The 16,892-nt window shown below is 69.7% G+C and carries 19 protein-coding genes and 1 pseudogene; 11 read left to right on the top strand and 9 right to left on the bottom strand.

The window, feature by feature from the left end; all coding sequences use genetic code 11:
• Window positions 1–65 precede the first annotated feature (65 nt).
• Together AB0J58_RS34735 and AB0J58_RS34740 are read left to right on the top strand one after the other, a co-directional pair.
• Window positions 66–302, top strand: coding sequence for a hypothetical protein (locus tag AB0J58_RS34735; protein ID WP_364223902.1), 237 nt, complete (start codon window positions 66–68; stop codon window positions 300–302).
• Window positions 286–603 carry a type II toxin-antitoxin system PemK/MazF family toxin gene (locus AB0J58_RS34740; protein ID WP_364223904.1) on the top strand — a complete coding sequence of 106 codons (318 nt, stop codon included), beginning with the start codon at window positions 286–288 and terminating at the stop codon, window positions 601–603. The genes AB0J58_RS34735 and AB0J58_RS34740 overlap by 17 nt, the downstream gene beginning before the upstream one ends.
• Window positions 604–639: 36 nt before the next feature.
• Here the strand turns inward: AB0J58_RS34740 and AB0J58_RS34745 are convergent, their stop codons facing one another.
• The 4 genes from AB0J58_RS34745 to AB0J58_RS34760 form a co-directional block, all read right to left on the bottom strand.
• Window positions 640–939, bottom strand: a complete 300-nt coding sequence (locus tag AB0J58_RS34745; RefSeq protein WP_364223906.1) for an NIPSNAP family protein — start codon at window positions 937–939, stop codon at window positions 640–642.
• A 273-nt stretch (window positions 940–1,212) separates the two neighbouring features.
• On the bottom strand, window positions 1,213–1,596 hold the full coding sequence (locus tag AB0J58_RS34750) for a TraR/DksA C4-type zinc finger protein (RefSeq protein ID WP_364223908.1): 384 nt from the start codon (window positions 1,594–1,596) through the stop codon (window positions 1,213–1,215).
• 212 nt (window positions 1,597–1,808) lie between these two features.
• On the bottom strand, window positions 1,809–2,048 hold the full coding sequence (locus AB0J58_RS34755) for a DUF397 domain-containing protein (RefSeq protein WP_364223910.1): 240 nt from the start codon (window positions 2,046–2,048) through the stop codon (window positions 1,809–1,811).
• The gene (locus AB0J58_RS34760; RefSeq protein ID WP_364223912.1) at window positions 2,039–2,812 is read right to left on the bottom strand and encodes a helix-turn-helix transcriptional regulator; all 774 of its coding nucleotides are present in this window, start codon (window positions 2,810–2,812) and stop codon (window positions 2,039–2,041) included. The genes AB0J58_RS34755 and AB0J58_RS34760 overlap by 10 nt, the downstream gene beginning before the upstream one ends.
• Window positions 2,813–2,995: 183 nt before the next feature.
• Here AB0J58_RS34760 and AB0J58_RS34765 point away from each other — a divergent pair, with 183 nt between their 5' ends.
• Window positions 2,996–3,406, top strand: coding sequence for an ATP-binding protein (locus AB0J58_RS34765; RefSeq protein ID WP_364223942.1), 411 nt, complete (start codon window positions 2,996–2,998; stop codon window positions 3,404–3,406).
• 124 nt (window positions 3,407–3,530) lie between these two features.
• Window positions 3,531–4,475 (top strand): haloalkane dehalogenase, encoded by a 945-nt coding sequence (locus AB0J58_RS34770; RefSeq protein WP_364223914.1) that lies wholly within the window; start codon window positions 3,531–3,533, stop codon window positions 4,473–4,475.
• Between the two features lie 71 nt (window positions 4,476–4,546).
• Here AB0J58_RS34770 and AB0J58_RS34775 read toward each other — a convergent pair.
• A pseudogene (locus AB0J58_RS34775) lies at window positions 4,547–4,834 on the bottom strand (zinc-binding dehydrogenase); the annotation flags it as partial.
• 251 nt (window positions 4,835–5,085) lie between these two features.
• Here AB0J58_RS34775 and AB0J58_RS34780 point away from each other — a divergent pair.
• From AB0J58_RS34780 to AB0J58_RS34800, 5 genes are all read left to right on the top strand, one after another.
• Window positions 5,086–6,360, top strand: a complete 1,275-nt coding sequence (locus tag AB0J58_RS34780) for a DUF6461 domain-containing protein (protein ID WP_364223916.1) — start codon at window positions 5,086–5,088, stop codon at window positions 6,358–6,360.
• Window positions 6,361–6,519: 159 nt separating this feature from the next.
• Window positions 6,520–7,185: a DUF6461 domain-containing protein gene (locus AB0J58_RS34785; RefSeq protein ID WP_364223918.1), complete on the top strand. Its 666-nt coding sequence runs from the start codon at window positions 6,520–6,522 to the stop codon at window positions 7,183–7,185.
• A 428-nt stretch (window positions 7,186–7,613) separates the two neighbouring features.
• The gene (locus tag AB0J58_RS34790; protein ID WP_364223920.1) at window positions 7,614–7,952 is read left to right on the top strand and encodes a metalloregulator ArsR/SmtB family transcription factor; all 339 of its coding nucleotides are present in this window, start codon (window positions 7,614–7,616) and stop codon (window positions 7,950–7,952) included.
• Entirely contained in the window at window positions 7,949–8,425 is a 477-nt protein-coding gene (locus tag AB0J58_RS34795; RefSeq protein WP_364223922.1) for an SRPBCC domain-containing protein, read from the top strand. The genes AB0J58_RS34790 and AB0J58_RS34795 overlap by 4 nt, the downstream gene beginning before the upstream one ends.
• The gene (locus tag AB0J58_RS34800; protein ID WP_364223924.1) at window positions 8,422–9,048 is read left to right on the top strand and encodes a dihydrofolate reductase family protein; all 627 of its coding nucleotides are present in this window, start codon (window positions 8,422–8,424) and stop codon (window positions 9,046–9,048) included. The genes AB0J58_RS34795 and AB0J58_RS34800 overlap by 4 nt, the downstream gene beginning before the upstream one ends.
• A 64-nt stretch (window positions 9,049–9,112) precedes the next feature.
• Here the strand turns inward: AB0J58_RS34800 and AB0J58_RS34805 are convergent, their stop codons facing one another.
• Together AB0J58_RS34805 and AB0J58_RS34810 are read right to left on the bottom strand one after the other, a co-directional pair.
• Entirely contained in the window at window positions 9,113–9,235 is a 123-nt protein-coding gene (locus AB0J58_RS34805) for a hypothetical protein (protein WP_364223926.1), read from the bottom strand.
• Window positions 9,232–11,367, bottom strand: coding sequence for an N-6 DNA methylase (locus tag AB0J58_RS34810; RefSeq protein WP_364223928.1), 2,136 nt, complete (start codon window positions 11,365–11,367; stop codon window positions 9,232–9,234). Before AB0J58_RS34810 ends, AB0J58_RS34805 begins: the two co-directional genes overlap by 4 nt.
• A 196-nt stretch (window positions 11,368–11,563) precedes the next feature.
• Between AB0J58_RS34810 and AB0J58_RS34815 the strand changes: the two genes are divergently transcribed.
• Window positions 11,564–12,076: an NYN domain-containing protein gene (locus tag AB0J58_RS34815; protein ID WP_364223930.1), complete on the top strand. Its 513-nt coding sequence runs from the start codon at window positions 11,564–11,566 to the stop codon at window positions 12,074–12,076.
• 15 nt (window positions 12,077–12,091) lie between these two features.
• Here the strand turns inward: AB0J58_RS34815 and AB0J58_RS34820 are convergent, their stop codons facing one another.
• Window positions 12,092–13,642, bottom strand: coding sequence for a pyridoxal-dependent decarboxylase (locus AB0J58_RS34820; protein WP_364223932.1), 1,551 nt, complete (start codon window positions 13,640–13,642; stop codon window positions 12,092–12,094).
• Between the two features lie 61 nt (window positions 13,643–13,703).
• On the opposite strand from AB0J58_RS34820, the gene AB0J58_RS34825 reads away from it, so the two are divergent.
• On the top strand, window positions 13,704–15,047 hold the full coding sequence (locus AB0J58_RS34825) for a PLP-dependent aminotransferase family protein (RefSeq protein WP_364223934.1): 1,344 nt from the start codon (window positions 13,704–13,706) through the stop codon (window positions 15,045–15,047).
• A gap of 96 nt (window positions 15,048–15,143) precedes the next feature.
• Here the strand turns inward: AB0J58_RS34825 and AB0J58_RS34830 are convergent, their stop codons facing one another.
• Window positions 15,144–16,001, bottom strand: coding sequence for a hypothetical protein (locus tag AB0J58_RS34830; RefSeq protein ID WP_364223936.1), 858 nt, complete (start codon window positions 15,999–16,001; stop codon window positions 15,144–15,146).
• Window positions 16,002–16,892 lie beyond the last annotated feature (891 nt).

A 16,892-nucleotide genomic window follows, 5' to 3' on the forward strand; every position in this document is an offset into this window, starting at 1 on the left:
GAGTATCCGGCTGTTCACCAGATTCGATCGAAGTCCTGCGGGCTACCTGATCGTACAGTGAAGATATGGGCATGTTGACTGTCGAGATCGACTCGGACACAGAGAAGATCCTCTCCGAACTGACTTCCGAGGGCAGGCCCACCACCGATGTGATCCGCGAGGCGATCCGTATCGCAGGACGACTGCGCTGGCTGGAACAGGCCCGTGCCGATGCGGAGAGACTGGCCAACGATCCGGATGATCTGGCCGAGATCCGAGCGATCCAGCGCGAGTTCGGTGATTCGGATGCGTGCTCCTCGTGACACGGTCGGCCATGAACAACGCGGCGAACGTTTCGCGGTGGTGCTGCAGTCGGATGTCTTCACCAGGCTCTCCACCTTGGTCGTCGCGCCAACTTCGACGAGTGCGGGTCCTGCGGTCTTCCGCCCCGAGATCGAACTGAACGGCAAGGTGACTCGCGTACTCATCGACCAGATGAGATCCACGGATGTCTCCCGGCTCGGAGATTTTGCCGGCCGCCTCGACCCAAGTGAGATCCATGAGGTCGGCAGGACATTGCATGGCTTCCTCGGCCTGCTCTGTAGCGATAACAGGGAGATATAGCAGATACGTCTCACATAGCGGCAATGAAATTATCCGTCAGTAGGCGGGGGTCACCTCGCGGATCACCCGGCCCGCCAGGTAGAGCAGGGGCTCCACGCCCGATTCGAGGCGGTTGAGAGAGTCCCAGTACTGCTGGTTCCGCTCCCGGAAGCCTTCCGGGCCGTCGTACGAGAGGACCACGATGAACTGGTTCCGCTCGTGATCCACCCAGGCGCCATGGATCTCGAACCCGAACTCACGGCGGAGCGGCTCGATCTTCGATCGCCACTTCTCCACCCATTCCTCCATCAGGCCCTCTTGGATCGTGTAGGTGCGATGCTGAAAGGTCCTGGCCATGTCGTCGCCTTCCGTGTCGGGTCGGATACGGGCCGCCTGCGATGAAGATCGTACGACTACCGGGCCGGATCACACGCTTGGCCACTCCGGCCGGGTCCAGACCCGATGCGGGGCCGGGAGCAGGCGGTTCGGCTACGTGAACGTCACCGACCGCTCATCGGCCCGGGCAAGAGCGGCAGGATCTACGCCGACGGCAACCACGTGAAGGCGGCGAAGAGCGTCACCGAGAGCCACGGGTCTTCTCATCCCTGAAGGCAGGGAGGCCCGCGGTGATCACCTGCGGGCCGCGCACCCGACACAGGTTCGCGCGGTCGGGCGTGCCCGCAGGCGTTCGACGGGGATGGGCTGCCCGCAGCCCTCGCACACGCCGTAGGTGCCCTGGCGGAGCCGCTCGGCCATCTGGCCGAGGTCGTCGAGGTGGCTGCGGGCTCTGTCGAGCAGGGACTGGAGATGAGCCCGCTCGAACGCGATCGTCGCGCCCTCGGGGTCGTGCTCGTCGTCGTTGGCCACCAGCGTCGACGACTCCACGAGGTCGTCCCAGTCGCGCGTCAGCGCCGCGATCTGGAGCGTCGTGCTCTCGTGCTCCGCGATCAGAAGATCTTCCAGGGCGGCCCGCTCCGCGGGGGAGAGGGGTCCGTCGGGAAACCGCTCGCCCATCGGCGTCTCACCCCCTTCCGCCCCGGACCCGCGCTCCTGGCCGAAGACGGCGCGGAGACTCCGGCTGAACGCGTTGACGTGGGACTTCCCTCAGTTTACGACCGGCCGGAACCTCCAGAGGGCATGGCGGCAGCGGACCGGAAACCCCGACCGCGGATGGACGGCGACCGGCCGCCGAGGTGGTTGCCCGGGCGGCCGGGGGCGTCGGGGATTCAGCGGAGGTCGAAGTCGTCGGCCTTGATGCCGTTGATGAAGGCGGTCCATTCGGCGGGGGTGAAGAAGAGGCTGGGGCCGTGCGGGTTTTTGGAATCGCGTACGGTGATCAGCTGGGGGTGTCCGGGTTTGTGGGCGGGGCCTTCGGTGAGGTTTTCGAGCTCCGCGACCTCGACACAGTTTCCGCCGTTGTTGCCGCTGAGGCTTGACTTGCGCCACCGTGCCTTGCTCAGGTCCATTTCTCCTCCGCCGTTCTCTTAATGAGGTCCGTCGACATGTTCAGCGGCAGGGCCTGGATGCGAATGGCCTCGAACCGCTGGACGGCCATTGTGATGTCGTCCCGGTCGCCGGTCGTCAGTCCGCGAATGGCCGTTTCCAAATACGCTACCTCGCCACCGTCTTCCAGGGTCGCGATCGCGAATCCGGCCAGCAGGCCGGAACGGACGTGACCGGAGGGAACGACCTGCACGCTGATTCGCGGGCTGGCGATCGCGGCGATGTGCTCCAGTTGCTCACGCATGACATCGGGACCTCCCACCAGCAGGTTGAGGACCGTCTCGCTGATCACGCAGCGGAGGGTCGGCGGGTTCTCGCGGGTCAGAATGCTCTGACGCCCCAGGCGGGCCGCGACGGCCTCGTCATCGCCCAGCAGGGCGTGTGCGTAAGCCTCGGTCTGGAGCAGCCCGGGGACCATCAGTGGCTCGTAGGTCCGGAGCGTGACGGCGACGCTTTCTTTGTCCCGCCACTTTCCGAACCAGGAGGGGAAGACCTGGCCCTTCCGCCAGTCGAGGAGCCGGAGGAGGGCGCCGCCCGTGTTGAGGGCGAGGTCGCACGCCTCGGCGAACTCCGGGCTGGCCGGGAGGTGTCCCGTCTCCACCCCGCTGATCAGGGACTCGCTGAAATGGATCTTCTCGGCGAGCTCTCCCTGGGTGAGGCCGGCTGCCTTCCGGTAGTAACGCAACTCCCTGCCCCATATTGCCTGGGGCGTGTAGAGGTCGGCCACAGTTCCCTCCTAACCGGAGTTCAACAAAAGGCTGTTGAACTCCAATCCGAGCGCTTCGTGAGCGTTTCGCTACCGAGGGTAGTGGGGTCTTGGCAATCTGAACATACGAAATCCGAGACGGGAAGAAAAATCATGGAAGAGGCCATCAAAGCGAGCGCGGCACTGACCGAATGCCGCTATGCGATGAATCCGGCATTTTCTCCATTGGGGGAAAAGTGGCTACCACGCGACCCGAGAAACGTCGCCTCGGCCCGTCGATTCGTGCGTGATGTCGCCGCGGACTGGAATGCGGCCGGAGACGTCCCGGAAATCGCCGAACTGCTGGCCTCGGAACTCGTCACCAACGCCATCGCGTACGGCTCGGCGGACGTCTCCGATGACACGCCCATTCGGATCACGGTCGGCGGGGAGAAGGAGCTGCTGACCGTGGACGTCTACGACTCCTGCATCGAGGTCCCGCGGCTGAAGCGGCCCGACGACCTGGAGGGCTCCGGCCGCGGCCTCGCCATCGTCGGCGACCTCTCCCGCAACTGGGGGTGGACCCTCAACCCGTACGGCAAGTCGGTCTGGTTCCAGCTGGCGGCCTGGCCGTAGGGGCGGGGGGCGTTGACGACGTTCCTTGCCTGTTCGGGCACGAGTCTTGCCTCCGGGTGTGATGCCGGAGCCCTGATGATTGACTCAATGATGGTTGCATCAGAATTAGTTGGAGGGTTGACAGTTGGAAACATGTGGATTTAGAGTCCTGGCACACAACTCATCGAAGGACATAACGATCATGCGTACTGTCGCCGTCATGGACTCCCACCTCGCCTACACGGAGGCCGGGGAGGGGGAGTCGCCAGTGGTGTTCCTGCACGGCAGCCCCACCTCGTCCTACATCTGGCGCAACGTCATCCCGCACGTCGCCGATCGCGCCAGAATCCTGGCCCCGGACCTGATCGGGATGGGCGCCTCAGGAAAACCCGACATCGGCTACCGCTTCGCCGACCACGCCCGCTACCTGGACGCGTGGTTCGAGGCCATGGGGCTGGAGGGGGTCGTCCTGGTCGGACACGACTGGGGCGGCGCACTGGCCATGGACCGCGCCGCCCGCCACCCCGGCCTGGTGCGCGGCGTCGCCCTCCTGGAGACGTTCCTGCGGCCGCAGATGTGGGCGGAACTGCCGCAGGACGTGATCGACCATTCCCAGGCGCTGCGCACCCCCGGGCTCGGCGAGCGGCTGCTGCTGGAGGAGAACGCCGCCATCGAGTACGCCCTGCCCCACCCCTTCGCCATCAAGAAGGGACTCAGCCCGCAGGACCATGACGTCTACCGGGCGCCCTACGCCGACCCGGCGTCGCGCCGCCCGCTCCTGCAGTGGCCGCGCGAGATCCCCTATGACCGTGAACCGGCCGATGTGGCCGAGCGCATGGACGCCTACGGCGCATGGCTCGCCACCAGCCCGGAGGTGCCCAAACTGCTCCTCACGGTCGAGGACGGCGTCGGTATCGCCTCCCCGGAGATGGTGGACTGGGCCCGCCGGAACATCGCCGCCCTCGAAGTCGAAGGCATCGGGCCCGCCGGACACCAGGCCCCCGAGGACCAGCCGCACGCCATCGGCCAGGCCATCGCCGGCTGGCTGGACCGGCACCACCTCCTCTCGCCGGCTCGGGCGAACGCTTGATCCACGTGTCGGTTTCCGAAGTCGAGTACACGAATGGCCGAAGTGATCTGCGAGCCCCATGCCGCGTGTGGTCAGTTCACCAGCACGATCTTCCCGCAGGCGTGACGGCTCTCGCTCAGCTCGTGCGCGGCGGTGGCCTCGGTGAGCGGGGACGCCGCCGCGACCGGCACCCGTAGCCGGCCCTGCCCGGCGAGCTCGACCGCGATGCCGAGGCCGTGCACCGCCAGCGGATCGGCGGCTCCGACGGCCGCCGCCGTGTCACCGGCCGGCACGCCGTGCGACAGGTGCACGCCGAGGGCCGCTGCGGTGAGGTCGGGAGCGATCGTCACCACGCGCGCCGGGTTCCCGGTGATGGCGATTTAACCCCCCATCACCGGACAGTTATGCGGACCACCTATCGGAGACGCGGTGGCGGCCTGTCGAGCTGCGCACCTGGGTGTCCGGTTGAGGTTCCCCTAACGGACGCCACCTGCAGTCCGTCCGTCGTCCCGGATCTGAGCTGGAACTCCTGGGCCGGGGGTGCGACGAGCCGATCCTTCCTACCGTCGGGGATGTCGGATCCGCCTGCCATACTCACCGCGATCATGACGGAGAAGGAGCGAGGGGACCGATGCGCAAGATCACGCCTGCGGATTACGCGTGGGAGAACGACTGGCAGGAGGAGATCTATACCGTCACCTTCGTTCGCGATCTGGACGAGCGCGAGACGCTCCGGCGGTTCGGCGTAGCCGACGACAACGTCCACCTGGTGGACGACGAAAAGGTCATGGAACGCGTCGAGGAGACCGACGGCTGCTGCGACATGGTGCTGGTGACCCGGGCCGGCGATTGGACGATCGCCTTCGAGTACAACGGCTGGGAGGGAACCCGGCCCGAGACCCTGCGCGAGTTGACCCGCAACGGCGGTGAAGCCGTCTCCGTCATGCGCCACAACTACGCGGCCTCGCATGACTTCGAACATGCCGTAGATGGCCGGATCCGGACGGCTTTCCGCCCACAGACACCGCAGGAGCGCTGGGGCAGCCACCCCGACGCTCTCAACAAGGACATGCGTGAGCTGGGCCTGGAGCCCGAGCCGGACGAGGAGTTTCAGTACCTGCCTGGCTCCATTCCTGCCGCCCTCGCCCTGGCCGGCCGTATCTGCGGGGTGCTGTTCACTCCCGCGCTGCTGGACGGGCCGCTGCTGGGCGGAGTCATCACCGACCCGGTTCCCGGCGATCCCCCGGAGGGCGACCCGCTCGCCCGGCACGCCCTACGGGCCGTCGACCGCAGGCTCACCGAGGCCATCGACGGCGCCTCCCCTGACCTCCAGCGGCGGGCCGCGATCGCCGAGGCCCGCCGCCAGTGCGGGCTGGCAGGCCCGGCCGGCCACCCGGTGCTCGCCGAGGCGCTCGCCCGGGCCGAGCGGGGCGAAACGCCTCCGGCCGGCTACGACTCCCCGCTCGCCGAGCTCATCCGCGGCTACGAGTCGGAGCTGACCGGCCATCCGATCAACAGCGCCACCGGCGAGTGGATGACGAGCCCGTCCGCCGATCCGCACCGCTCTCCGGGCGACAGGCGCAACATCTTCTCCATCGATACCGTGACCGGCATGCCGACCTGCCCGAGTTGCAGGTGGCATCACCGCCCGGGTGAGGAGGAGCGGGAAGCGGTACGGCCTCGCTGGCAGGCGGCGGTGTCGGTGCGCCATACCCTGTCCCCCGATGCCAGGAGGGCGGCCTACAACACCCACTTCGCCCTGGTCCACGGGGATCAGGTCATGGCTGACCGCGATCACGCGGCGGCCGTCGCCGCGATGCTGCGCACCGCCTCGGCGCAGCAGGCCCCTGGTCCTGCAGATCAGGATGGGAAACGCGTGCCGACCGCCGACTCCCACGGTCCGTGAGCGACATCCGGCTCCCGCCTGCGAAAGCAGCGGTCTTCCCGTCGGCCTTCGCGGCGCAAGAGCCCGCCCACTCCCCGGATCGGCACGGGCAGACACGCTGTTCCGTCCTCCGCGAGGATCTTCCTCGCCCCACTCGGCAATGACGAAAGAGACCATCACGTGGATGACGGACGGCCCGCGGCCGATGAGGTGTACAAGCACTATCGGCGGCTTGTCGGCGAGCCCGTACCACCTGCACTGGATGTGGCGTTGTGCTGGACGGTCGTCGTCCCCGACGCCGGCGCGGTGCCTCTCACCGTGGAGGACATCGGTACCCGATTGAGCGGGGGCGCCGGGCACGAGGTCCACGAAGCGGCCGGCCTTGACGTCGTCGACCTTCCCGACTACCGCCTGAATCCGCCTCCGGTGGCCGTGGACCGGGCCGGGTCGGCGATCGTCTTGTACGGACTCGACTATCTCGGGGTGCCTCCGGCGGTGACTCGGCCCCTGAGCACAAATGCCCGCGTCTACAACGCCTGGTGGAACGTCAACTCCGTGAACTACCTGTCCCTCGCCGTCGACGGCGAGGTTCTCCTGTCGATCGACGGGCTGTTCCCTGGACGCCCTGAGGACCACCCGAACCTGGCATGGTGGCCGGAACTGACGGCGATCAGCGGCTTCTTCCTCGACTACGAGGACACCGCCTGGATCGGGAGAGACGACAACTGGGACTGGAAGGCGGGCTTCTTGACGGGCATCGAGCTGGCTACAGGGGTGCGGCTGGACCGCGGATGGTTGAATGCGGAACATCCCTACCTGACCTTCTCAGGCCCTGTCAGGCACTGAACGCTCAAAGTCATCCAGAGACCCGTCAGCTTACGCACGCCCTTCGCTGGATGCGGCCTGCGATTGGTATCTCCCTGGCCTGGGAGAATAGTGAGATGCCCCAGCCATCGACCTCGCTTTCAGGCCGGTGGCCGGTCGCGCCCTCCAGTGCCACCGACTGGCTGCGAGAACTTGCCGGCGACGGCCTCACCGGCTTCATGCCTCCTCCGCTCCCGGACGCAGCCTATGTACGAGCATGATCAGATGGCCCATCACGATCGCTCCGCCGGCCGAGGGCAGCATGGACCGCGAGACCTGGAACCATCTGATCGGCCTGCTCCGTGCCCATAGCCCTGCGGGCGCGGACACTCGCATGCCGGGTGAGAACCTGGGGCGACCTGAATACTTTGCCCTTGCGCTAAGTGTTTCGGCGGACAATACTTAGCCGCATGGCACAGTATTCGGCCGAGCTCGACGGTGTGTTCGTCGCCCTCGCCGACCCGACGCGACGCGGCGTCATCCGACGCCTCGGCCGCGGCCCGACGAGCGTGGGCGATCTCGCCCGCGAGTTCCCGATGACCCTTCCCTCCTTCATGAAGCACGTGCGGACGCTCGAGGCGAACGGCCTGATCCGCACGGTCAAGCTCGGTCGGGTGCGCACCTGCGTGCTCAACCGCGACCGTCTCGCTCTCGTCGACGGCTGGCTCGCGGAGCAGCGCCGGATCTGGGAAGAGCGCACCGACCGGCTCGAACACCTCGTCACCGACCCGAAGGAGACACAACTGTGAACCCCGACCTTGACCTGACCCTGCAGCGGGTCATCCGCGCCCCCCGCGCCGCCGTGTGGAGCGCGTGGACTGATCCATCCCGCTTTGAGAAGTGGTGGGTCCCGGCGCCTGCCGTGTGCCGCGTCGACCGCCTCGACGTCCGGCCCGGCGGCGCGTTCGTGACGCGACTGAGCGACGACGGGGTGGACTTCGTCCCGCACGTCGACGCGACCTTCCTCGTCGTCGACGAGTCCGAGCGGATCGTGTTCACGAACGCGATCGACAGCGCCTGGCGCCCCGCGAATCCCGCGCCGGTGCCCATGACAGCCGAGATCACGCTGAGCGACCATCCGGACGGCACGGACTACCGGATCGTCGTCCGGCACGGCGATCCGGCCGCCCGCGCCCGCCACGAGGAACTCGGCTTCCTCGAAGGCTGGGGTTCGGTCACCAAGCAACTCGCCGTGGTCGCGGAGAGCCGGGCCGCGCGGTGAAGATCGCTCTCACCGAGTTCGTCACCCTCGACGGGGTCAGCCAGGGCCCCGGCTCGCCGGCCGAGGATACGAGCGGCGGCTTCACCCGGGGCGGCTGGCTCGTGCCCCACCTGGACGAACTCTTCGTCCGGCGTACCTCCGACTGGCTGGACCTCGCCGACGGCCTGCTGCTCGGGCGGCGAACCTACGAAGCGTTCGCTCGGGACTGGCCGCGGATCACCGACCCGGACGACCCGTACACCGAGCGGATGAACTCACTACCGAAGTACGTGGTGACCAGCACCCTCACCGAAGGGAGTTGGCATCCGACGACCGTGCTCCACGGTGACCCGATCCAGACCGTCGGGGAACTCAAGGCGCGGCCAGGACGGGAACTCCAGATCCACGGGAGCGCGCGACTCGGCAACGCCCTGTTGGCGGCGGGCCTCGTCGACACACTCCGGCTCGTCGTCGCCCCGGCCGTGACCGGCTCCGGGCGGCGGCTGCTCGACCACCCGGGCGCACCCGCCGGCCTCCGACTCGTCCACCACGAGGTGACGGCGAACGGCCTGCTGCTGCTCCAGTACGAGACCGTCGGCGCTGCCCCGACAGCGGAATACGAGGGCGTCACGGCCTTCGTCTAGTGCGGTGACCGGGACCGGATACGTTCACCGGGTTTGATCGTGCCGAATCTAGGCGGGATCGGTCTCAGCGTCGCCGGCGTTCGCGGTGCGGCCGACCGGGCCCGGCAGGTCGGCGCCTGCGGATGGAGCCGTGCTCGTCGGCGACCGACCAGATGAGGTCCGCGTACCCCTGGTGGTCACCGCTCAAGATTCTTCCTTCGTCTGCTTCTCGGGGGAGGGCCGGACGGTGCCGTGGGTCAGGCCGTCGGATATCAGCCGGATCAGATCCTCGCCGAGGGCGGCGGCCCGGCGCAGCGAGGCCTGGAACTCCGCCAGCCTCCTGAACGCCTCGCCGTACAGCCGCTGCTCCCCGATCGGCAGCAGCGGGAGTTCCGCGCGGCGTACGTCCACCTGGGCGCGGCTGCCCACGGTGGCGTAGTTGCGCAGGTTGACCGAGCCGCTCAGGAAGCCCGCCACGAAATGGGGGTCGAGCAGGGCGGGATCGGGGCGGAGCAGGGAGAGGCGGAGGCCGAGGACGGGGCCGCCCTCCCCGGCGACCCACGCCACCGGTCGCCGTACGACATTGGGCAGCAGCACGTCACCGGGCCGCACGATGATCTCGTGCTGTACGGCCGTGCCGGGCGTGGTCGCGGTCGGCGAGGTGCCGTCGACGACGTCCTCGGCGGTGAGGACGGTGAGGCCGTCCGGGACCTCGGAAGGCTCGCCGGGCCTCACCGGGCTCTGGTGGTGGATCGTCAGCATGCCGCGCCGCAGGAGTTCGGCGAGCGGGACCATCGGGAGGTCCTTCGGTCCCCGAGACGACTCGACGGTCGGCGCCAGCTCCGCGACGAGGCGGAGGAGGTCGGCCACCCGGTCGCGCTGCCCGGTGACACGCTCGGGCGACAGGTCCGCGGGCGGTGGCGCGAGGTATCGGGCGGGGGTGAGGTCGATGTCGTCGTCGAGCACGTCGATGGTCGGGACGGCCCGGCTGACGCCCGGTTCGTCGACGTCCGCACCGGCCTCGAAGCGTTCCCAGGCGTCCGCGGCGACCCGCGCGAAGCCCTCCTGCCGTTCGGAGGTGTCGACCATCAGGACGTGACCTGGCGTACCGGAGTCCGCGGGTCTGCGCAGCATCCACAGGGTCAGGGCGACCGCCATGTTGGGGATGCTGCCGAGCGGGAGCGTGATCACCGCCCTGAGCGCCCCCCGGCGGATCAGCTGGGCGCGGACCCGGCGCCCTGACCTGCGGTTGGCCACGGCGGGCGGCATGAGCATGACCGCGGTGCCGCCGGGTCTGAGGTGGGAGAGGGCGTGCTGGACCCAGGCGAGTTCGGGCTCCATCCGGGGCGGCAGACCGTACTCCCAGCGGGGGTCGGCGGTCAGCTCCTCGTATCCCCAGGCGCGGTCGTTGAACGGCGGGTTGCACACGACCGCGTCCACCAGGGTGCCGGGGAACGCGTCCTGCCGGAGGGAGTCGCCGGAGGAGACGCGCACGGTGGCGGCGTGCAGCGCGAGATGTGCGGCGGTCAGCCGGGCGGTCGCCTCGTCGGCGTCCTGGCCGAGGAGCAGGCGCACGCCGCCGTCCGTGTGGTCGCGCACCGCCTTCAGCAGCGTTCCCGAGCCGCAGGCCGGGTCGAGGACGAGCTCGGGGGAGGGGCCGCAGAGCTCGGCCATGAGCCGGGCGACCGGTTCGGGGGTGGCGTACATCCGCTTGGTGTGCAGTTCGAAGTAGCGCTCGCGGAGGAACCCGAAGGTCTTCCCGGCGCCGTCCTCGGCGGCCAGGGCGGCCACCCGGCGCAGCAGCGGCAGCCGCCCCCGGACGAGGCACTTCGTCGGCGGCGGGTTCCGCATCGGCGCGGCGCACGCGGCCAGGACCCGTTCGGGAAGTACGGCCGCCACGGCCGCGTCGTCGGCGGCGGAGAGTGCCGCCCAGTCGTCGCCCTCCCGGTCCAGGTAGACCAGGAAGGCGCCGAGGTCGGCGATCAGGTCGGCGAGATCCTCCTCCGGCACGCCCGCGCGCAGGTCCTGCCAGAGCCACTCGCGGGCCGGGAGTGACCTGCCCTCGCTGTGGCCGAGCAGCCACTCCTTGATCTCGCCGAGGGAGAAGGCGGGGCTGGTCGCGGTACCGCCGACGGGCTGGGGGAAGTCGTCATGCCTGCGACGCCAGTTGCTCACCGCGGCCCGGCCCACATCACCCAGCCGGGCGATGTCCGCCGCGGTCACCTGGACGTCCCTGTCCACCTGGTCCTCCGTGTCGGTCGCGGTCGCCCGGACGTCCTTGTTCACCGGCCCCCCATTATCCGCCACGGTCACCCGGACGTCCTTGTCCAGCTGGTCCATCGATCTGCCGTGGTCGGCCGGATGTCCCGGTTCATCGGCCCCTCCGGTCCGCTATCCGGTGTCCGTGTCGATTGGAACGTACCTGAGTTTGTCACCTCCATACAGCGTCCTCAAAGTTATTGGTCGATTCCATCAACACGTGTTTTACTGAACTTTATTGGACACTAAACATCATCATGGAAGGAACCGATGTCACGTGATCACCCCCACCACGCGCATCGACCGGTTCCAGGCCCGCACGTCACGCGGCAGACGGCGCCTTCGCTCAGGGCGGGCCATGCACCTGCTGGACATCGAGAACCTGACAGGGGCCAGTCGCCCCACCACCCCCGAGGTCGCCGAGGTCATGGTCCTCTACCGGCGTATCGTCCCGATCGGCCCGATGGACCAGTTCGTCGTCGCGGTCAACCACGGCGCGCTCGTCGCGGTCGGGATCGCCTTCCACGGTGTGCAGTTGCTGGCCCGTTCCGGCCCCGACGGCGCGGACCAGGCCCTGGCCGAGGCCGCCCGGGGCGACCGGATGGACCAGCGATTCGACCGGGTCGTGATCGGCTCGGGCGACGGCTACTTCGCCGACCTGGCCGCCTGGCTCGCCGAGTGCGGTGTGCACGTCACCGTCGTCTCCCAGCGTGAGTCACTCAGCCGCCGCCTGCGCGCCGAGGTGTCCGCCGTCATCACGCTGGAACCGCCGGCGGCACAGGTGGCTTGACCTTCGGGAGCGTCGTCACGACCGGGGCGCGGCCGATTCCAGGATCTTCGCGATTCTGCCGACGTCGGCCTCGGTGGTGCGCCAGTTGCTGAACGCGGCACGCAGCGCGGGCACCCCGGCGTGGACCGTCGGGGTGAGGAAGGCCTCGCCGGACTCGGTGATCGAGTCGACCACCTCCCCGATCCGTTCGGGGGAGGGGGCGGAGGCGAGGGTGAAGCAGACCACGTTGAGCCGTACCGGGGCGAGCAGTCGGTAGGCGGCCATCGAGGCGATCCGCTCGCCGAGCCCGGCGGCGAGGGCGATGTCGCGGCGGACGATCTCCGCGTGCCCCTCGCGCCCGTAGGCGGCCAGCGTGAACCAGGCCGGTAGCGCACGCAGACGCCGTGAGTTCTGCGGGGTCAGGTGCGCGAAGTCGGGCTCCTCGCTCAGCGGGGTGAGATAGGCGGCCGAGTTCTGGAAGACGCGGGCCTGCAGGTCGCGGCGGCGGGTGAACTGGATCGCGCTGTCGTAGGGCACGTTCAGCCACTTGTGCAGGTCCGTGCAGACCGAGTCGGCCTCGCCGAGGCCCGCGACGAGGTGGGCGTGCTCGGGGGAGAGCGCGGCGAAGGCGCCGAACGCGGCGTCCACGTGCAGCCAGAAGGGGTGACGCTCGCGCAGGGCCGCGACGGCGCGCAGGTCGTCGAAGTCGACGGTGTTCACCGTGCCGGCATTGGCGACCACGATCGCCGGTGCGCCGTCCAGCCGGTCGAGTTCCTCGGCGAGCAGGGCCACGTCCACCGCCTCCCGCCCCGGCAGGACGCCGACGTGCCGGATCGCCGACCGTCCCAACCCGAGCATGGACAGCGACTTGACGATGCTGGAGTGCGGGCTCGCCGACAGCACCGTCACCGGCCCGAGCGCGGCCGCGCCCGCCTCGGCCACCGACACGCCGCGCAGTTCGCCCAGCCACTCCCTGGCGATCGCCAGGCCCGCGAAGTTGGACATGGTCGCGCCGCTGACGAACGTCCCCTCGTGCTCCGGCGGCAGGCCGAAGAGGTCGCGCAGCCAGGCGACCGTCTCCCGTTCGAGGTCCGGGGCAAGGGAGTCCAGACCGGAGGTGGGGTTCTGGTCGAGGGTGCCGGTCAGCCAGTCGCCCGCCAGCGCGGCGGGTGTCGCGCCACCCGTGACGAAGCCCAGGTAGCGGGGGCCCGCGCTGGCCGCGAAGCCCGGTTCCCAGCGCCGCGCGAACATCTCCATCGCCCCCTCCAGGCCGGCTCCCGTCTCCGGCAGGGACTCGGGCGCCGGTCGCACCGGCGTCCGCGCCGCCGGGCGGTCGTCGAGCCCGGCGAGGAGACGCACGGCGTACGCGCGGGTGGCCTCCATCAGCTCGGGTACGCGGGCGCGATCGGCTCCCAGGGGTCCGCGGATGTGATCGGCCTCCGGCACCCCGGACAGGTGGCCGTCCCAGCCGCCGGACGGTCCGGGTCGCTGGTCGCCGTTGGTGTCCGTTGGTCCGGGCCGGGGGCCGCCGCCGAGGTGCGGAGTGCCGGGAATGGGAGCGGTGCCCACGTCGGGTCTGGTGTTCATGCTTCGACGCTAGGAATCGGAGCATGTTCGCGTCGTGGTCCAATCACGGCAAACTGGACCAGTGCTCAAGGATGTTCTGGCGGGATGGCGGCGATTCGGCGGCCCCCTCGCGGGTGCGCTGGCCGCCGCGCTGCGCGAGGCGGTGCTCGACGGGCGCGTACGCGTCGGGGACCGGCTGCCCTCGGAGCGGCGCCTGGCCGGTGAGCTCGGGGTGAGCCGGGGAACGGTCGTCGCCGCCCTGGCCCGGCTGCGCGAGGAGGGCTGGCTCGTCACCGAGCACGGCAGCGGCAGCAGGGTGCGGCTGCCGCGGAACCTCGGTGAGCGCTACGCGCCCCTGTCGGTGGACGGCCGGGGCTCGCTCCTCGACCTGCGGCGCGCCGTCCCCGCCGCCCCGCGCGCGATCGTCACCGACGCCGTCACCCGCGCGCTCGGCAGGTCGGCGGGGCTGCTGCTGGAGAGCGGCGAGCCCGGACCCGGCCTGCCCGAGCTGCGCGAGCTGATCGCCCGGCGTCACACCGAAGAGGGATCGGCCACCCGCCCCGAACAGATCCTGGTCACCTCGGGAGCCCGTGCCGCGCTGGCACTGCTCGTCACCCATCTCGGCCCGCGCAGAATCGTGGTGGAGAATCCCACCTTCTTCGACACCCTCGCCACGCTCAGGCGCTTCGGCATCCGTACCGTCCCCGCGCGGGTCACCGCGGCGGGATGGGACGGCGACCAGCTCGCCACCGCGTTCCGCGAGGCCGCGGGGGGAGCCGCCCTGCTGACCCCCGACTTCCAGAACCCGACCGGGGTGCTGATGGGTTCCGAGGACCGCCGGAAGGTCACGGAGCTGGCGGCCAGGTACGGGGTGACCGTGATCGTGGACGAGACCGTGCGCGACCTGGACCTGCGCGACCATCCGGTGCCCGAGCCCCGGATCGACCGGGCCGTCACGATCGGTTCCCTGAGCAAGACCGTGTGGGGAGGGTTGCGGGTGGGATGGATCCGGGGTCCGGCCGCGCTGATCCGTGAACTCCTCCTCGACCCGATCAGCGGTCTGTACGCCCCGCCGCCCATGGAGCAGCTCGTGGCCTGTGAGGTCTTACCCCTCATGGGCCGCTTGCTGGGCCAGCGCAGGAGCGAGCTGCGACGCCAGCGCGACCATCTGGCCGGCAGCCTGGACGGGGACGACGCCTGGAGCTTCTCCCTCCCGCAGGGCGGCCTGGCGCTCTGGCTGCGCCTGAACGGTGTGTCCGGTGAGGCACTCGCGGGGAAGGCGGCCGAAGCAGGGCTCAGCCTGCTCCCGGGGCCGGTGTTCTCACCTGACGGCACCCGGGCCAACCGGCTGCGGGTGCCGTACACCGCCCCGATCGAGACCCTCGACCGGGTCGTCGAGCAGCTCAGGCGAGCCCACCGGTCCTGAAAGGCACGTGTCGACTTCGGCCGGCCGCCCGGTCCCGCGGACGGGGATGGGCCAGGTGAGCGTCGATCGAACCGGTGAAGAGCGCCGGTTCCTCGGTCACGACCAGTGCCACTCGATCGAGGCCGTGGCGCGGCGCTCGGCCAGCCATTCGGTGAACGCCACCCGCCCGGCCGCGGCCAGGGTCCGCTCGTCCGCCGACGCGTCCGCGCGCCCCAGGACGACCCCGGTGAGGAAGCTGCCGGCATGGGCCACCGGCCCGACGACGTCTCCCGGCTCGGCGTCACGCAGCGGCTCGGGCAGCTCGAAGGCGAGGCGCTCGGCGATCGTCGTCTCGATCTCGTCGTTGGGGCCGGTGAAGGCCGCGCCGAGGAGCTCCATCGGGTTACCGTCCATCTCCGCGAGGCGCCGCTCGGATCCGATGCTCCAGAGCGCGCGTACCCGGTCGAACTTCCCGGGGTGCGCGGCCAGATAGGCCGGGCCGAGCTCGGCCTCCCTGCGGCGGCGGAACTCGTCGGCCATGGCCTGCGGTTCCTCGTCGCCGGCCGGCGTGTCGTCGTGCCGGATCTCGTTCAGGATCAGGCACCGGTCGACGATCTCGTCGTGCGGGGTCGCGTCGCGGTGTGACAGCGAGCGGATCATGGTGAGCGCCTGGGCGGCCGACAGGTGTGTCCCGTCCACGCTGACCAGCGTGGAGTGGCCGATCGGCTGGGGGACGCCGTCGTCGGCCTGCGCGGTGAGCGCGACCGTCCCGCCTTCCGGATCCTGGAGCAGCAGGTGGAAGTCGACCACCGAGGTGCCGGGACGCTCGTCGACGACGAACTCCGCCTTCACCTCGGGATGGTCGGCCGCCCACGCGGCGGCCGTCCGCCGGGCCTGCGGCACCTCCGCGCGGCGGCGAGGCAGGCCGCGCAGCAGCCGCACCCCGGAGGCGAGCGTCGTTCCGAGGTCACTCATCGAATACCTCCAGTGTGGAGACCCGAGCCTTGGCTCTGGGAAATGAGGGCGCGGCGGAACGGGAATCCCGCTCCGCCGCGCCAGAGCAATCGATGCCCGACCGGCCGGGGCCGGGAGAGCGGCGTGTGCCGCGCCTTCCCCCCTCCCGGCCCTGGCCGGTTCGGCACCTTCCGAAAGGAAGGCGCTTGTCAGCCGAGGTACCTCCGGCGGGCCGGCGCCCCGGGAGAGGTCTCTCTCCCGGACGCCTGACCTGCCTTCCGGCATCCTCGGCAGATGGATCGCCGCCCTGGACGGGGTCTGTTCCCACCCGGGGCGGCGAGTCTGTCGCCGGTCGGCCCACCACTCGCCGACCTGGCCCTGGCCGTGGCGCCAGGAGAGGGTCACCGGCCGCCGGCGACCTCGCCCGGCTCGGCGCCCTCGAACGGGAGGTCGTCGACATCGATCCTGGACATGCCCGGCCCCTCCGCGGATCGGGCGCGGTGTCCCTCGTCGAGTGCGGCGCCCGGTGTCTTCCCCTACGTCGAAGACGCTAGCCACCGGCTCTTGTGGTCATCTGAAAGTTGACTTGGTAACCACTGACAGTGCTGGTCACGACGGCGAACGGGCCTGTGACGGGCCGGTGTGGCAGGGGGGACCGGCGGAGCGGGACGGAGGTTCTCACTCGCCCGTGCCGCAACTGTGTTCTCTTCTGTCACTCGGGTGAGCACCCGTTTGGCGAACAGGACGCCGACATTCTGGAATGATCGCGTAGATATCCTGTCGGACATCGAGACTGACGGACAGTGACTGATGCCCCCCATCGATCAAATCACCACCTTCGCATCCGACCAGCCGGTGTTAACGATCATCATCGGCGTGTTCGCTCTCGTCCTCCTGGTCGCGGCCTACTTC

Source organism: Streptosporangium sp. NPDC049644, assembly GCF_040675205.1.
Lineage (GTDB): Bacteria > Actinomycetota > Actinomycetes > Streptosporangiales > Streptosporangiaceae > Streptosporangium > Streptosporangium fukuiense.

Bases quoted from the DNA above. Each gene is read 5' to 3' on its own strand.
- AB0J58_RS34765 (WP_364223942.1), top strand. From the start codon at position 2,996: ATGAATCCGGCATTTTCTCCATTGGGGGAAAAGTGGCTACCACGCGAC.
- AB0J58_RS34790 (WP_364223920.1), top strand. From the start codon at position 7,614: ATGGCACAGTATTCGGCCGAGCTCGACGGTGTGTTCGTCGCCCTCGCC.
- AB0J58_RS34810 (WP_364223928.1), bottom strand. From the start codon at position 11,367: ATGGACCAGCTGGACAAGGACGTCCGGGTGACCGTGGCGGATAATGGG.
- AB0J58_RS34755 (WP_364223910.1), bottom strand. From the start codon at position 2,048: ATGGACCTGAGCAAGGCACGGTGGCGCAAGTCAAGCCTCAGCGGCAAC.
- AB0J58_RS34740 (WP_364223904.1), top strand. From the start codon at position 286: ATGCGTGCTCCTCGTGACACGGTCGGCCATGAACAACGCGGCGAACGT.
- AB0J58_RS34745 (WP_364223906.1), bottom strand. From the start codon at position 939: ATGGCCAGGACCTTTCAGCATCGCACCTACACGATCCAAGAGGGCCTG.
- AB0J58_RS34735 (WP_364223902.1), top strand. From the start codon at position 66: ATGGGCATGTTGACTGTCGAGATCGACTCGGACACAGAGAAGATCCTC.
- AB0J58_RS34830 (WP_364223936.1), bottom strand. From the start codon at position 16,001: ATGAGTGACCTCGGAACGACGCTCGCCTCCGGGGTGCGGCTGCTGCGC.
- AB0J58_RS34780 (WP_364223916.1), top strand. From the start codon at position 5,086: ATGCGCAAGATCACGCCTGCGGATTACGCGTGGGAGAACGACTGGCAG.
- AB0J58_RS34750 (WP_364223908.1), bottom strand. From the start codon at position 1,596: ATGGGCGAGCGGTTTCCCGACGGACCCCTCTCCCCCGCGGAGCGGGCC.
- AB0J58_RS34820 (WP_364223932.1), bottom strand. From the start codon at position 13,642: ATGAACACCAGACCCGACGTGGGCACCGCTCCCATTCCCGGCACTCCG.